Origin of the sequence: Aeromonas sp. Y289-2 (assembly GCF_027705925.1) — a bacterium.
GTDB lineage: Bacteria > Pseudomonadota > Gammaproteobacteria > Enterobacterales > Aeromonadaceae > Aeromonas > Aeromonas veronii.
This window is the reverse complement of the sequence record NZ_JAPDCH010000006.1, coordinates 231,271-243,396: the sequence shown is the minus strand read 5'-3', so window position 1 is coordinate 243,396 and position 12,126 is coordinate 231,271. Positions and strand designations below refer to the sequence as shown.

The window sequence follows — 12,126 nt, the reverse complement described above, 5'->3', positions numbered from 1 at the left end:
CGCCTATGTCACTTATCACCGAGTTGCCAGCCATATTCGATAGCTTTTCAGATGCCCGTCGTCAGGGCTTTCTGGCTGTAATGGCACTCAAGGAGCGACAGATCCCCCTGGTCGGCACCTATTGTACCTTTATGCCGCAGGAGGTGGCGATGGCCGCCGGCGCCGTGGTGGTATCGCTCTGCTCCACCAGCGACGAGACCATCGAGGAGGCCGAGAAAGACCTGCCCCGCAACCTCTGCCCGCTGATCAAGAGCAGCTACGGTTTTGGCAAGACCGACAAGTGCCCCTACTTCTACTTCTCCGATCTGGTGGTGGGGGAAACCACCTGCGACGGCAAGAAGAAGATGTACGAGTACATGGCCGAGTTCAAACCGGTGCATGTGATGCAGTTGCCCAACCGCGCCGATGACGAAGCCTCCCGCACCCTGTGGCGCAGCGAAATCGTCCGCTTCAAGGCGTTGCTGGAGCAGCAGTTCGGCAAGCCCATCAGCGAGCAGGCATTGCGAGACGCCATCGTGCTGAAAAACCGCGAGCGCCGCGCGCTGGCCGATTTCTACCGGCTGGGCCAGCTCAATCCGCCGGCACTCAGCGGTACCGACCTGCTCAAGGTGGTCTATGGTGCCACCTTCCGCTTCGACAAGGAGCTGCTCATCAGCGAGCTGCAGGAGATGACCCGCCGCATCAAGGCCGAGTATGCCGAGGGCAAGCGGCTCGATGCCCGCCCGCGCATCCTCATCACCGGCTGCCCCATCGGCGGCGCGGCCGACAAGGTGGTGCGTCTCATCGAGGAGCACGGCGGCTGGGTGGTGGGTTACGAGAACTGCACCGGCGCCAAGGCGACCGAGCAGTGCGTCAGCGAGGAGGGCGATCCGTTCGATGCGCTGACCGACAAGTATCTGGCCATCGGCTGCTCCTGCATCTCCCCCAACCACCAGCGCATGAATCTGCTGAGCCAGATGGTGGAGGAGTATCAGGCGGACGGAGTGATCGATGTGATCCTGCAGGCTTGCCACACCTATGCGGTGGAGTCGCTCGCCATCAAGCGCCATGTGCGCGAACGCCACGGCATCCCCTACATGGCAGTCGAGACCGACTACTCCAGCGCCGACAAGGGACAACTGGCCACCCGGCTGGCCGCCTTTATCGAGATGCTGTAAGGAGGCGCCGTGTCACTCTCCATCGGGATTGACTCGGGCTCCACCGCGACCAAGGGGATCCTGTTCGACAGCCGGGATGGCGGGCGTATCGTCCGCCGTTTTCTGGTGCCGACCCCCTTTCGTCCGCTGGCTGCCATCGAGCAAGGCTGGGAGGAGCTCTCGGCCGATTTGCCAGAGCGCCCCCACCTGACGCTGACCGGCTATGGCCGCGATCTGGCGTCGTTCGCCGATCGCCGGGTTACCGAGATCTCCTGCCATGGGCTGGGGGCTCGCCTGCTCTGCCCGTCGGTACACACCGTCATCGACATCGGCGGGCAGGACAGCAAGGTGATCCAGCTAGATAGCGACGGCAACCTCACCGACTTTCTGATGAACGACAAGTGCGCCGCCGGTACCGGTCGCTTTCTCGAGGTGATCACCCGCACTCTGGGGGCACGGGTCGAGCAGCTTGACGAACTGCTGCAAGGGGCCGAGCCCCACGATATCAGCAGCATGTGCACCGTGTTTGCCGAATCGGAGGCGATCAGCCTGCGCTCGGCGGGCATTCCTGCCGAGTCGATCCTGGCCGGCATCATCCGCGCCATGGCCCGGCGCAGTGCCAACTTTATCGGCCGCCTCGGCGCCAGACCGAGCGTGCTCTTTACCGGCGGCGTCAGCCACTGTGCCACCTTCCGCCACTATCTGGCCGAAGGGTTGGGCTGCGAAGTGGCCACCCACCCGGATGCCCAGTTTGCCGGTGCGCTGGGGGCCGCACTGTTCGGCGCGCGCGCCAGCACGGGAGGCAAATCATGAATCAGGAGTTTCTCTACCTGTTCCACTCCACCCTCGGCACAGTCAGACTGCGCAAGCGGTTGGAGCAGCACGGTCAGTCGTTTCGGGTCTGCGATGTGCCGCGCCTGCTCAGCGCCGGCTGTGGCCTCGCCATTCGCCTCCACTGTCTGCCAGACGAGTGGCAACAGTGGTGCCAGCACGGCGAAACCGCCGCCGTCTTTCGCTGCGAAGCGGACGGCGACTATCAGGAGCTGGCCCGCTATCCGGCCGATAGTCAGGACATGGCAAAGCAAACGCCTGTGGCTGGCAGTCGGAGTCATGGATGATAAAGATCTATCCCATGGCCGTTTATCTGCGCATGCTGGCCAATCTGGTACTGGGGGGATTCTTCCTCGCCTCCGCCGGGTTCAAGCTGGCCTCCCCCGCCCTGTTCATCGATCAGATCGGCGCCTTTGGCCTGATCTGGCCGCCGCTGCTCCCGTTCGCCGCCTGGGGGCTGATCGCGCTGGAGCTCTGCGCAGGGCTTGCAGTCATAGCCAACCGGCGCTGGGGACTCTGGCTGGTGATCGGGCTGCTCGCCCTGTTTATTCCGGTGTTGGGCTATGGCGTTGCCATCGGGCTCGACATCTCTTGCGGCTGTCTAGGCAGGGCTGACCTCAGCTCGTTGCCGGAGGCCATTGTGCGGGATCTGCTGCTACTGACGCTTGCGGGCGCCCTGCTGCGAACTTCCCGCCCCGTTTTTCCCGTTCTAAAGGAGTAGTGACATGATGACATTGCGATCCCGCACTCTGCTGGCCTCGCTGATCGCCGCCAGTTTTGCCCTCGGCGGCTGTGGCGACAACCAGTTCGAGCAGGAGGTGAAGCTGGAGCAGTCGGCGGTGCAGTTGGCACAGGAGACGCAGCAGGGGGGCTATCAGCTGCTGACCGTGGCCGAGCTGAAGACCCGGATGGACAAGGGTGAGGAGCTGGTGATCATTGATACCATGCCCTACGAGGACTCCTACAAGAAGGAGCACATCCCGGGCGCCAAGAACTTTGCCTTCGTGAAAGAGGCCAAGGCTGGCGACAACTGGAGCGAGATTGTCGAGGGAAGCGGTACACCGGAGCAGTTCCAGGCGCTGCTGGGTGAAGACAAGTCCCGCCCGGTGGTGATCTACTGCGGCTTCGTCAAGTGCGGCCGCAGCCACAACGCAGCCGCCTGGGCGGTAACTCAGGGCTATCAACAGGTCTATCGGGTGCCGGGCGGCATCTTTGCCTGGAAAGGGGCCGGTTACCCCGTCTCTGCCGAGTAACCGCGTCTGCCCACAAGGCAACACAGCCGATATGAAAGAAGCCCGCAACTGCGGGCTTCTTTCATATTACGTGGCACTCAGGGTTAGCTGGCGGCCTGCTCCTGCGGTTGCTCCGCTTGGGCCAGCGGCTGCTTGCCCAGCAACCGCTTGGTGATCATCGCCGCCATGATGGAGCCGTTGACGTTGAGAGCTGTGCGGCCCATATCCACCAGCGGCTCGATGGCGATCATCACCCCCACCAGCGCGATGGGGAAGTTGAGGGTGGAGAGCACGATCAGCGCGGCGAAGGTGCCGCCACCGCCGACGCCGGCCACCCCGATGGAGCCCAGCGCAATCACCGGCAGCAGAGTCAGCAGGAACAGGGGATCAAACGGGTTGATACCGAGCATGGGAGCAATCATCGCCACCATCATGGCCGGATAGATGCCGGCGCAGCCGTTCTGGCCGAGGTTGGCACCGAACGAGGCGGCGAAGTTGGCGATGCTGGCGGGCACCCCAAGGCGCTGCTGGGTCTCGATGCTGAGCGGAATGGAGGCGGCGCTGCTGCGGGAGATAAAGGCGAAGGTGAGCACGCCCCACACTTCCCGAAAATAGTGCAGCGGGTTCTGGCCGATCAGCAGCAGGATCACCATGTGCACCGCAAACATCGCCAGAATGGCGACGTAGCAGACCAGGATAAAGCCGAGCAGGCTGAGGATCTCGCTCAGGGGATAGTGGGCCACCACCCGGGCGATCAGCGCCATCACCCCATAGGGGGTGAGCGCAATCACCACCCGCACCATCTTCATCACCCACAGTTGCAGGGTGTCGATGGCCACGGCGGCGCGAGCACCCGCCTGCGGATGCTCCGCCTTCAACTGCAGCAGGGCAACCCCGGCCAGCACGGTAAAGATCACTACGCCGATCACCGAGAGGCCGCGGCTACCCGCCATATCGGCGGCAAAGTTGGTGGGCACCAGCGAGAGTAGCAGGGCAGGCAGAGTCTGGGCACTGTCGATGGTGCTCATACTCTGTTGCAGGGCTGCCGTATCGCTGCCGTGACTCAACAACCCGGCTGCGGTGAGACCGCTCAGGTGGGTGATGGTCATCCCCACCACACCGGCGATCATCACCAGGGTCAGCATGGAGCCGATCAACACAGCGCTGATCTTGCCGAGGGACTGGGCCTGCTCCAGCTTGTTGATGGCGGAGAGGATGGAGGTGAACACCAGCGGCATCATCACCACCTTGAGCAGGCTGACATAGCCGCCGCCGATGACATTGACCCACTCCAGGGTCTGCTGAACGCCGGCATCATCGGCGCCCCAACCCAGTTGCAGCGCCAGTCCGAACAGGGCACCAAGCAACAGACCCGCAAGCACCTTGCGCGAGAGCGGCAACCCTGTGGGTAACCGGGTGAGAGCAAAACAGAGCAGACAGAAAACAAGCGATGCAATCAGGACAAACATCATGAATACCTGTAGCGGCCATCAGGCCAAAAGTGGATAGAAACGAAGGGAGATGCGGGCTGGGCCGCAGAACAAAACGCCGGAATGCAGGAGAGTGCAGGCGTCAAAAAGCAGCGGACGCCCAAGAGGGCGTCCGCTGGCAATCGGGGGTATTACTTCTTTACTGGGGCGTCGTACTGTTCGGGTTCGTCGCTATAGACGCAGACATTCCACTTCGCGGCCAAACCATCTTCCGCCAGGCAGTAACGCTCGAAGAAAGCCTTGATCTCCGCGCGCTGGCAGTGGGCTTCGAAAGCCGCCATATTTTGCCAAATCTCGTTGAACACGATGGGAAAACTTTCCCCCTCGGCAAACGGGCTCGCGATGTGGCGGGTCACCCGATATTGCAGGCAACCATCCTCACGCAGGGTGTTGGGCTCGAGCGCCTGCAGCACCTGAAACAGGGCTTGCTCCTGACCGGGTTTGGGCAGGAATTGGGCAATGCAGTAAACCTTCTTGGACATGAGATCCTCCTGTGGGCGACTCGCTCAGGCTTGCTGTAGCGTGACCACCCGGTTGTCGATAAGACGGGCCTTGCCGAGATAAGCAGCCATCAGGATCACCAGCTGTTCGCTCTCGTCGGTAGCCGCTTCGAGGTTGGCGGCATCGACGATGTCGATGGCATCGGTACGAAAACCGGCGTTGTCGAGACGCTGGCTGGCCTGCGCCACCAAGGAGGGCAGGTGGTGGTCACCCGCTTCAATCTGCTCGGCGATCCAGTTCATGGTGCGCGCCAGCTCGGGGGCGATGGCCCGCTCGGCAGCTGTCAGGTAGCCGTTGCGCGAAGAGAGCGCCAGCCCGTCTTCGGCCCGCACGGTGGGCACACCGACGATCTCGATGGGCATCGCCATGTCGGCCACCATCTTTCGAATAAGCGCCAACTGCTGGTAATCCTTCTGGCCAAAGCAGGCCACATCCGGCTGTACCAGATTGAACAGCTTGGTGACGACGGTGCTGACACCGCGGAAGTGACCCGGACGCAGCGCCCCCTCCAGCAGATTGGAGAGACCCGGCACCTCGACGAAGGTCTGGCTGGCCAGCCCCTGCGGATACATGATCTCCGGAGTCGGGGTGAATACCATATCGACACCGGCCGCTTCCAGCGCGGCGCAATCCTGCTCCAGAGTGCGCGGATAGTTGGCAAGATCCTCGGCCTTGTCGAACTGCATCGGGTTGACGAAGATGCTGACCACCACTTTCTCGGCGTGGCTGTGCGCCTCTTTCACCAAGGTCAGGTGGCCCTGATGCAGATTGCCCATGGTGGGCACGAATGCGATGGCACGCCCTTCACGGCGCCATTGGCTGATCTGCTCACGCAGAACGACGGGATTATTTACGACCAACATCAGCAGTTCACCTTCCGATAAATCAAAAAGAGAGACGGGTTGCATCCACAGATAGCGCTCGGGCGGGATGGGGCACGAACATAGCTATCAGCAGTTCACCTTTAGATGAATCAATAAGATACGGATTAGCTATACAGATTAACTGTGCGAGGCTGAGAAGCAGAGACGGGGGCTGCAGCCCCCATCATGCAACTGCCAGGATCAGTTGAAGCAGTGCTCCGGGCCGGGGAAGCTCCCCTCGCTCACCTGCTGGACATAGAGGCGGATGGCGGCACGCACATCGCCGGTCTCGGCCAGGAAGTTCTTGGTGAACTTGGGCACATAGCCGGAGGTGACGCCAAAGGCATCGTGCATCACCAAAATCTGACCATCGGTCGCGGGGCCGGCACCAATGCCGATCACCGGGATGCGAAGCGCCTTGGTGATGCGCTCGGCCAGCGCAGTGGGCACACACTCGAGCACCAGCAGCTGGATACCGGCCGCTTGCAGCTCGAGCGCCTGACGGTAGATCTCCTGCGCCTGAAACTCGTCACGCCCCTGCACCTTGAAGCCGCCAAAGACATGAACGGATTGCGGAGTGAGGCCGAGGTGACCGCACACCGGCACCCCGTTGCGGGTAAGGTGGCGGATGGAGTCACACAGCCAGTCGCCCCCTTCCATCTTCACCATGCGGGCACCGGCCGCCATCAGGCGGGCGGCGTTCTGGTAAGTCTGCTCGGGGGTGGCGTAGCTCATGAACGGCATGTCGGCGACCACCAGTGCCTTGCTGGCACCGCGTGCCACACAGCGGGTGTGATAGACCATCTCATCCATGTTGACCGCCAGGGTATCCTGACCCCCTTGCAGCACCATGCCCAGCGAATCGCCGATGAGCAGCACGTGGGCCCCCTCGTCGTCGAACAGCTTGGCAAAGGTGGCATCATAGGCGGTGATGGCGGTGAACTTTTGACCTTCCTGCTTCATCTTCAGCAGGCTGGCGGTGGTGATCTTGCTCATAGAGGCTCCTGTACGTCTGCACGCGGGGCAATGATGGCCAAATCATTGTGCGGGCAGCGGGCAACCAGTCGGGCGAGCGGGGTGCCGCAGGGCAGCACCAGAGCAGGCGCAATTTCGGCAAGGGGCAGCAGCACGAACTCCCGCTCCTTCATGCCGTAGTGGGGTACGATCAGGCGCTCATGGTTGATCACCTGATCCCCATAGAGCAGCAGATCGAGATCCAGAGTTCTCGGCCCCCACCGCTCATCTTTGCGCACACGTCCCTGTTCCAGCTCGATTTTTTGTAATTGATCCAGCAGCGCAAGGGGCGCGAGCCGGGTATTGAGCCGGGCCACGGCATTGACGTAGTCCGGCTGGTCAGCAGGGCCCATGGGGCGGCTGCTGTAAAACGACGAGGCCTCCACCAGCACAGATTCCGGCAACCTTGCCAAGGCGGCAACGGCGCGACGAGCCTGACCCAGCGGATCAGACAGGTTGGAACCAATGGCGATGAAGACCTCGGTCATCACGTCGGTTGTCACTCGGCCACTTTCGGTTTGCGGCGACGGGGGCGACGACGGTTGCGGCTGTTGCTGCTGCGCTTCTCGCCATCGTGGCTGCGAGCCTCGCCGCGCTCACCGCTGGCCGGGCGACGGGTCGCTTCACGCTGCAGTTGCGGGCGCACATCCGGATTGGAGGCAACATAGCGCTCCCACCAGCTGGCCAGCTCGCCGAGACCGCGCTCGACCCGGTTGCGCAGCAACAGAAAGTCGAACGCCGCTCGGAACTTGGGATGCTCCATGGCGCGCTCGGGATGCTTGCCCTGACGACGGGTCAACCGCTGTTGCAGTGCCCAGATGTCGCGGACATCTGTGGTGAAACGGCGTGGAACGGCGATGATCCGCACCTGATTGTCCAGTACCTCGTTGATCGCCAGCATGAAGGCGTCATACCAGGGCAGGCCGCTCTCGTTCTCCAGCACCCGACCACGGGCCTCGACGCAGCCCCACAGCAGGGTGGCGTAGAGGAAGGCGGGAGTGACGCGCTTGTCTTCACGAACCCGGGTGTCGGTATCGATCAGTGCCTGCTCGATAAACTGCTCGTAGGGCGAGTTACCGTGCGGGGTAAACAGCGCCGCCACTTGCGGGAAGAGCTGTTGGAATAGACCATACTCGCGCAGCAGTTTGTAGGTCGCCAGACCGTCGCCAGCCAGGAACAGCTTGAGGGTCTCCTCAAACAGGCGGGCAGCCGGTATGTCTTGCAGCAGTGGCGCCAGCTCCTTGATGGGGGCGGCAGTACGCGGGCTGATGGTCATATCCAGCTTGGCGGCAAAGCGCACGGCGCGCAGCATGCGCACCGGATCTTCACGATAACGGGTCTCGGGATCGCCGATCAGCTCAAGCTTGCGCTCAGCCAGATCTTCCAAACCCCCTTCGAAATCGTGCAGGGTGAAATCTTTGGCGCTGTAGTAGAGGGCGTTGACGGTAAAGTCGCGGCGCTCGGCATCCTCTTCGATGGTGCCGTAGACGTTGTCGCGCAGCAGCATGCCTTCATCAGACTGGGCCGACACATGTTTGCTGGTATTGACCTGATGGTGGTGACCCCGGAAGGTGGCCACTTCGATCACGTCACGACCAAAGACAATGTGGGCCAGGCGGAAACGACGGCCAATCAGGCGGCAGTTGCTGAACAGCGCCTTGATCTGCTCCGGCGTCGCATCGGTTGCGATGTCGAAATCCTTGGGCGTCTTCCCGAGCAGCAGATCCCGGACTCCGCCGCCGACCAGGTAGGCCTCATAGCCCCCTTTGTTCAGGCGATAGAGCACCTTGAGTGCATTCTCGCTGATCTCTTTGCGCGAAATAGGGTGCTGATCACGGCTTAAGGTACGACGTTGACCGGCGACACGGGCTGGAATGGGGGATTCCACCGACTGCTCGCCGTCTTCCTTGCCGAGCACCTTGCGGCAAAAGTTTGCGATCTGGGAAAAAATGGTACACCTCTTCATGACTTCTAAATTGACGGGAGGCCAAAAAATAGCGGCCTATCATAGCTCACGCCTAACCAAATGAAAAACCGTGCTGACAATTGATCCCGCATGAAACCGTCTGCCAGCGAAAATAGCGGTCTATCAGCGCCCAGCTCACGCCTTATTACACGAAAACCGGCTCTTTTTACTCAAGGTCCAGCGGGATTCTCTCGCTGGCTGGCACCCGTTCTAGCTGCCAGTTGGCGATGCCCCACCCGATGATCTCGTCGATCCGGCTCGCCATCAGCTCGGGCGGCGGGCACTGGCCGAGGAAGTGCAGTGCCTGCCACAGGGCCGGTCGCACCTCATCAAGCGCCAGTGCCGGCGCATGGTTCTGCTTGGAGAGCTTGTTGCCATCTGCCAGCACCGCCAGCGGCAGGTGCACCCAGTCGGGCACCGGAGCCCCCAGGGTCTGATAAAGGGCAATCTGGCGCACCGTGGGCTCCAGCAGATCGGCGCCGCGCACTATCTCGGTGATACCGCTGTCCATATCATCCACCACCACCGCCAGGTTGTAGGCGTAGAGCCCGTCGCGGCGACGGATAATAAAATCCTCCTCGGCGAGCGCCGCCGGGACCGCAATATGGCCCTGCAACCGATCGTCGAAGTGGTAGATCGGATGGTGCTGGCGCAAGCGGGCGGCAGATCCCTCTGCCGTCAGCCCCAAGGTGCGGCAGTGGCCGCTGTAAAGACCGCCCGCGGCCATGATTTCGCGCCGGGTGCAGCGGCACCAGTAGAGGTCCCCCGCCCGATAGAGCTGGTCGATGATCTCGTCATAACGGCGGTGGCGCGCACTCTGGAACATCACCTCCCCATCCCACTCGAGGCCATATGCCTCAAGAGTCTTGAGGATCAGGGTCGCTGCCCCTGCCATTTCCCGCGGCGGATCGATATCTTCGATGCGCACCAGCCAGCGTCCCTGCTGCGCTCTGGCCTGCAAAAAGCTGCCGAGGGCGGCGATCAGCGAACCGAAATGAAGCGGGCCTGAGGGTGAGGGGGCAAAGCGGCCGACATAGGGGCGCACAAGAGGTGAGGACGGGGAATTCACTGGCATGACTATTCGGGTAAGCGATTCATTGAGGCTGCATTCTGGGGCGCGACCGCCAAAAGCTCAATAAAAAAGGGAGCCCGCGAGCTCCCTTTTTCATATACCAGAGGGTCGGGCTCAACCGGCCATCTGTTTTTCCTTGATCTCGGCCAGCGTCTTGCAATCGACACAGAGGTCGGCAGTCGGACGGGCTTCCAGACGACGGATACCGATCTCGATACCGCAGTGTTCGCAGTAACCGAAATCATCGTCTTCAAGCAGCTGCAAGGTCTTCTCGATCTTCTTGATCAGCTTGCGTTCACGGTCGCGGGTACGCAGTTCAAGAGCGAACTCTTCTTCTTGCGCGGCACGATCCACGGGATCCGGGAAGTTGGCAGCCTCGTCTTTCATATGGTCGACGGTACGATCAACTTCCTGCATCAGTTGGTTGCGCCAGGCACCCAGGATCTTGCGAAAATGCGCCTTTTGTTGGTCATTCATGTACTCCTCACCCGGCTTTTCCTGGTAAGGCGCGACACCCGCAATGGCCAGGGGGCCCAGAGATTTCCTGTTTTCGCCTGTTGGCATGCCCTGTCTCCTAATTCAGCACGCTACCCGTGCCATCCATAAATTGAGGGCGACATCTATAGCAGAAGGGTAACGGGTAAGCAAACGAGCCGTACCAATAATGTTACCCACTCCAATATTTATGCACTCCCCTCGGGTAACAGGTGACCAGATTCAAACGGGATAAACCCTTGAGCCACCATGCCTTGCACCCCAACATGGGGCCGATAGCATAAAATTTCAACCCCCGCCGCGATTGCCTGCTCAATTAGCAGACTATAGTGCGGATCTATATGGGTTGCAGGGCGCATCCGGCTTATTCCGGAGTGCAACACCATAAAGAGCAGCACGGCCCTGTGGCCTGCCGCTTTCATGGCCATCAACTCGCGCAAGTGCTTGGCACCACGGGCGGTGACCGCATCGGGGAAGTAACCCATCCCCGGATGTTCACGCTCGTCGAGCAGGGTGACCGATTTTACCTCGATGTAACAATTGCCCTTTTCGTCATCTTCCAGCAACAGATCGATGCGACTGTTCTCTTCGCCATACTTCACCTCGGTGCGCAACCGGCTGTAACCCGCCAGCGGAGCAATGGCCTCCTGCTCGATCAGCTCCCGGGCAATCTGGTTGGCGCGCGCCGTGTTGACGCAGATAAAGTGGCCCGCCGGGCTCTCGGCGATCTCCCAGCTGTTGGGCAGCTTGCGCTTGGGGTTATCGGAGGTGGAGTACCAGACCCGGGTGCCCGGATCGGCACAACCGGTCATGGCACCGGTATTGGCGCAGTGGATAGTGATGACCTCGCCGTTATCGAGTTGCACATCGGTCAGAAAGCGCTTGTAGCGGGTCACCAGCTGGCCCGATTGCAGGGGGGGATCAAAGATCACGGGTTAGCCCTCCGCGCATCTTCTTTTACCCGGGCACGCAGCGGCCAGCAGGCAAGCGGCTCATAGCGCACCCCGTCCGGAGTCGAGATGGATTGATAGAGGCAGAACTCATCGGCCTGCAGCAGAAAATTGGGAGCAGGCTGGATGGCCGGTGCCTCAACCGCCTTGCGCGACAGGGTGACATGGGGGCGATAACCCTGCTCGCCATTGCCAAGGCGCAGCTTCTCACCGTGGCGGCGCAGCGCCTTTGCCAGCACGGTCAGCTCGTTGGGCCACTCCTTCGGGCCAATCCAGGCGGCTTTGGCCCGGCTGAACCAGCCGGTCTCATCCAGCCTGATGGAGAGCGGCGGACAGTGCTGACGCTCCACGGCGGCGATCAGGCGCCGGGTGGTCAACTCGTCAGCCTCCCCCAGAAAGGCCAGGGTCAGGTGGAGGTTGGCTTGCGGCACCGGCTGACCGGGCCAGGGCTGCTGATCGCGCCAGGCGATGAGCTCGGGGGCGAGCTCCTTGACGGGCAGGGCAAAAAAGAGTTTGGCCATGTGGTGATAATGCCTTTTTCACGCTCATTGGATGGGCCCATTCTATGGCAGCCAT

At 61.6% G+C, this 12,126-nt stretch carries 15 protein-coding genes; 5 read left to right on the top strand and 10 right to left on the bottom strand.

Translation table 11 applies throughout. The features are described 5' to 3' along the window. Nucleotides 1-5: 5 nt before the first annotated feature. The 5 genes from OKC43_RS11835 to OKC43_RS11815 are packed head-to-tail and all read left to right on the top strand — an operon-like array spanning nt 6 to nt 3,220. On the top strand, nt 6-1,157 hold the full coding sequence (locus tag OKC43_RS11835; protein WP_236272252.1) for a double-cubane-cluster-containing anaerobic reductase: 1,152 nt from the start codon (nt 6-8) through the stop codon (nt 1,155-1,157). Between the two features lie 9 nt (nt 1,158-1,166). Then, nucleotides 1,167-1,949 (top strand): acyl-CoA dehydratase activase, encoded by a 783-nt coding sequence (locus OKC43_RS11830; protein ID WP_236272253.1) that lies wholly within the window; start codon nt 1,167-1,169, stop codon nt 1,947-1,949. Further along, nucleotides 1,946-2,254 carry a DUF3343 domain-containing protein gene (locus tag OKC43_RS11825; protein WP_042030461.1) on the top strand — a complete coding sequence of 103 codons (309 nt, stop codon included), beginning with the start codon at nt 1,946-1,948 and terminating at the stop codon, nt 2,252-2,254. Before OKC43_RS11830 ends, OKC43_RS11825 begins: the two co-directional genes overlap by 4 nt. After that, nucleotides 2,251-2,688: a MauE/DoxX family redox-associated membrane protein gene (locus tag OKC43_RS11820; protein WP_236272254.1), complete on the top strand. Its 438-nt coding sequence runs from the start codon at nt 2,251-2,253 to the stop codon at nt 2,686-2,688. Before OKC43_RS11825 ends, OKC43_RS11820 begins: the two co-directional genes overlap by 4 nt. A 4-nt stretch (nt 2,689-2,692) precedes the next feature. After that, nucleotides 2,693-3,220 carry a rhodanese-like domain-containing protein gene (locus tag OKC43_RS11815; protein ID WP_236272255.1) on the top strand — a complete coding sequence of 176 codons (528 nt, stop codon included), beginning with the start codon at nt 2,693-2,695 and terminating at the stop codon, nt 3,218-3,220. An 83-nt stretch (nt 3,221-3,303) separates the two neighbouring features. Here the strand turns inward: OKC43_RS11815 and OKC43_RS11810 are convergent, their stop codons facing one another. The 10 genes from OKC43_RS11810 to thpR form a co-directional block, all read right to left on the bottom strand. After that, nucleotides 3,304-4,668, bottom strand: a complete 1,365-nt coding sequence (locus tag OKC43_RS11810) for a cation:dicarboxylate symporter family transporter (RefSeq protein WP_322112502.1) — start codon at nt 4,666-4,668, stop codon at nt 3,304-3,306. A gap of 152 nt (nt 4,669-4,820) precedes the next feature. Further along, complete coding sequence (locus tag OKC43_RS11805) at nt 4,821-5,171, bottom strand: putative quinol monooxygenase (protein WP_236272257.1); 351 nt, start codon at nt 5,169-5,171, stop codon at nt 4,821-4,823. A gap of 24 nt (nt 5,172-5,195) precedes the next feature. Beyond that, nucleotides 5,196-6,053 carry a pantoate--beta-alanine ligase gene (gene panC / locus OKC43_RS11800; protein ID WP_124928564.1) on the bottom strand — a complete coding sequence of 286 codons (858 nt, stop codon included), beginning with the start codon at nt 6,051-6,053 and terminating at the stop codon, nt 5,196-5,198. A 201-nt stretch (nt 6,054-6,254) separates the two neighbouring features. Beyond that, nucleotides 6,255-7,049: a 3-methyl-2-oxobutanoate hydroxymethyltransferase gene (gene panB, locus OKC43_RS11795; protein WP_005335640.1), complete on the bottom strand. Its 795-nt coding sequence runs from the start codon at nt 7,047-7,049 to the stop codon at nt 6,255-6,257. Beyond that, nucleotides 7,046-7,555 (bottom strand): 2-amino-4-hydroxy-6-hydroxymethyldihydropteridine diphosphokinase, encoded by a 510-nt coding sequence (gene folK / locus OKC43_RS11790; RefSeq protein WP_005354659.1) that lies wholly within the window; start codon nt 7,553-7,555, stop codon nt 7,046-7,048. Before folK ends, panB begins: the two co-directional genes overlap by 4 nt. An 11-nt stretch (nt 7,556-7,566) precedes the next feature. Beyond that, the gene (pcnB, locus tag OKC43_RS11785) at nt 7,567-9,033 is read right to left on the bottom strand and encodes a polynucleotide adenylyltransferase PcnB (protein ID WP_005335642.1); all 1,467 of its coding nucleotides are present in this window, start codon (nt 9,031-9,033) and stop codon (nt 7,567-7,569) included. Between the two features lie 166 nt (nt 9,034-9,199). After that, a complete protein-coding gene (gene gluQRS, locus OKC43_RS11780) occupies nt 9,200-10,108 on the bottom strand; it encodes a tRNA glutamyl-Q(34) synthetase GluQRS (protein WP_236272258.1) in 909 nt (302 codons plus the stop codon). Nucleotides 10,109-10,219: 111 nt separating this feature from the next. Continuing rightward, nucleotides 10,220-10,669, bottom strand: coding sequence for an RNA polymerase-binding protein DksA (gene dksA, locus OKC43_RS11775; protein ID WP_005335644.1), 450 nt, complete (start codon nt 10,667-10,669; stop codon nt 10,220-10,222). Nucleotides 10,670-10,788: 119 nt separating this feature from the next. Continuing rightward, the gene (sfsA, locus tag OKC43_RS11770; protein ID WP_270804014.1) at nt 10,789-11,532 is read right to left on the bottom strand and encodes a DNA/RNA nuclease SfsA; all 744 of its coding nucleotides are present in this window, start codon (nt 11,530-11,532) and stop codon (nt 10,789-10,791) included. Then, entirely contained in the window at nt 11,529-12,071 is a 543-nt protein-coding gene (gene thpR / locus OKC43_RS11765; RefSeq protein ID WP_064341702.1) for an RNA 2',3'-cyclic phosphodiesterase, read from the bottom strand. Before thpR ends, sfsA begins: the two co-directional genes overlap by 4 nt. Nucleotides 12,072-12,126: the final 55 nt, after the last annotated feature.

What these genes read in the sequence shown, in the direction of transcription:
- panC (WP_124928564.1), bottom strand. Translation starts at nt 6,053, where the DNA reads ATGTTGGTCGTAAATAATCCCGTCGTTCTGCGTGAGCAGATCAGCCAA.
- OKC43_RS11810 (WP_322112502.1), bottom strand. Translation starts at nt 4,668, where the DNA reads ATGTTTGTCCTGATTGCATCGCTTGTTTTCTGTCTGCTCTGTTTTGCT.
- dksA (WP_005335644.1), bottom strand. Translation starts at nt 10,669, where the DNA reads ATGCCAACAGGCGAAAACAGGAAATCTCTGGGCCCCCTGGCCATTGCG.
- pcnB (WP_005335642.1), bottom strand. Translation starts at nt 9,033, where the DNA reads ATGAAGAGGTGTACCATTTTTTCCCAGATCGCAAACTTTTGCCGCAAG.
- panB (WP_005335640.1), bottom strand. Translation starts at nt 7,049, where the DNA reads ATGAGCAAGATCACCACCGCCAGCCTGCTGAAGATGAAGCAGGAAGGT.
- OKC43_RS11815 (WP_236272255.1), top strand. Translation starts at nt 2,693, where the DNA reads ATGATGACATTGCGATCCCGCACTCTGCTGGCCTCGCTGATCGCCGCC.
- thpR (WP_064341702.1), bottom strand. Translation starts at nt 12,071, where the DNA reads ATGGCCAAACTCTTTTTTGCCCTGCCCGTCAAGGAGCTCGCCCCCGAG.
- gluQRS (WP_236272258.1), bottom strand. Translation starts at nt 10,108, where the DNA reads ATGCCAGTGAATTCCCCGTCCTCACCTCTTGTGCGCCCCTATGTCGGC.
- folK (WP_005354659.1), bottom strand. Translation starts at nt 7,555, where the DNA reads ATGACCGAGGTCTTCATCGCCATTGGTTCCAACCTGTCTGATCCGCTG.
- OKC43_RS11835 (WP_236272252.1), top strand. Translation starts at nt 6, where the DNA reads ATGTCACTTATCACCGAGTTGCCAGCCATATTCGATAGCTTTTCAGAT.
- OKC43_RS11805 (WP_236272257.1), bottom strand. Translation starts at nt 5,171, where the DNA reads ATGTCCAAGAAGGTTTACTGCATTGCCCAATTCCTGCCCAAACCCGGT.
- OKC43_RS11820 (WP_236272254.1), top strand. Translation starts at nt 2,251, where the DNA reads ATGATAAAGATCTATCCCATGGCCGTTTATCTGCGCATGCTGGCCAAT.
- OKC43_RS11825 (WP_042030461.1), top strand. Translation starts at nt 1,946, where the DNA reads ATGAATCAGGAGTTTCTCTACCTGTTCCACTCCACCCTCGGCACAGTC.